Below are 1,399 nucleotides of genomic sequence, written 5' to 3'. Positions count from 1 at the left end.
GAATGGCGATGAATTATTAGCGGCACTAGATGGGGTGCAAGCTAGTAGTATTAGCAGTGCTAATTTCACTTTCGGTTAGTGCGGTTTAACTGGAAAGTTTTGAGTGAAGGATTGAATATTTTAATCCTTCACTCAAGTATTGGACTTTGGACAAAAAAAGTTGCTTCGCGTTCTAATCTCGCGAAGTAGTTATGATTAAATAAGGAAGAATTGGGCTGATTTAAGCAGCAGTCTGTGTAGGAGATGGATTCTTTTTCATCTTTTTCCCCTTTTTGACCACAGGATGTCGTTTTCTTTTCTCTTTGGAGTCACCTTCTAGCCGCCCACGGGAAAAACCTCTCTTGTTTCGGAGAAACAGCCGGAGTACCAATCGTGCGAATAATTCGGTAGAAGTCTCTTTGCACTAAACTAGGTGTTACAGAATGATGAGTTTTTTTGTGATAAGATTTTTCTTTTCGGACGAGGTAGGGCTTGCACCAAATTTCTAGCTGCCCATAATTGGATATAAGCCAATTGCGTTAGTTGAAGCCAATTTTCTTCATGCTCTACATCTGGAGTTTGAAAAGAATTCATCAACAAACGTTGTTTACTGAAACGCAAAGAATGTTCCATATCGAATCGTTGTCGGTAAGATAAATAGCAATCCATAATAGTTAATTCATTTCGCCTAGTACCAAGCACAATTAACCACATCGGATGCCATAATTGCTGACTTTCTTCATCAGTAACCCTCACCTGTAATAAAGTAAAAGGATGTTTGTGCATCGGATATTCTTTGGTTCCTCGCATTAACATTTGATGCCAAGCAGAGATGTTTAATTGCAGAGGCCGCCCACGACGAGTAGTGAAATTTGTTTGTGCTATTTCATCAGCTTCACCCCAAGTAGTTTCATCAATTAATGGAGAAAGCGTTTTGAGTAGAGATTTTTGAACAGAAAAAGAAAGATTTGTCTTTTGCGAATTCACCAATGTTCTAAGTGCGGCTATGAGTGCGACCGCGACGTAGCTGCTTCGCAAGTAATGGTGGATTGGGCGTTAGGAACTAGCGTCCTCAATCGTGGATCTCAAACCTCTACTTCTGCTCCCCAGTCAACTGGCGGATGGAAGCAAGTTTGGGAGATGAAGCGACAGAAACCCGTCGTTCAACGAAGTAACGACGGGTAGTTCATGTTGTTTTCTTTCGGTAACTGCTGTGTTGGGGCTACACTGAACCGATTTTTGAGCAAGCAAAAGATCCCCAAAAGAAGAGTAAGTATAGACATTTGGGACGGGCCTTTTGTGAGGAGCATATTACCGCAGTAGTCCAGGTGGTTAGACGTAATCAAATTGATGAACTTGAGCGAACGATTAATTCTTTAACTAATAGTTTACTTGACTTATATTATGACGGTGAAAGTGA

The 1,399-nt window shown here is 40.9% G+C and carries 2 protein-coding genes; one reads left to right on the top strand and one right to left on the bottom strand.

The genetic code is table 11. The features are described from left to right. Nucleotides 1-408: 408 nt before the first annotated feature. Nucleotides 409-966, bottom strand: a complete 558-nt coding sequence (locus ACE1CC_RS05815; RefSeq protein ID WP_413269528.1) for a hypothetical protein — start codon at nt 964-966, stop codon at nt 409-411. Between ACE1CC_RS05815 and ACE1CC_RS05810 the strand changes: the two genes are divergently transcribed. Beyond that, entirely contained in the window at nt 955-1,164 is a 210-nt protein-coding gene (locus ACE1CC_RS05810) for a hypothetical protein (protein ID WP_413269527.1), read from the top strand. The genes ACE1CC_RS05815 and ACE1CC_RS05810 overlap by 12 nt on opposite strands. Nucleotides 1,165-1,399: the final 235 nt, after the last annotated feature.

The sequence above is a fragment of the Floridaenema aerugineum BLCC-F46 genome, from assembly GCF_041929345.1.
Taxonomy (GTDB): Bacteria; Cyanobacteriota; Cyanobacteriia; order Cyanobacteriales; family Aerosakkonemataceae; genus Floridanema; species Floridanema aerugineum.
Note: the sequence above shows the minus strand (reverse complement) of the source record. Positions and strands in the feature narration are given on the sequence as shown.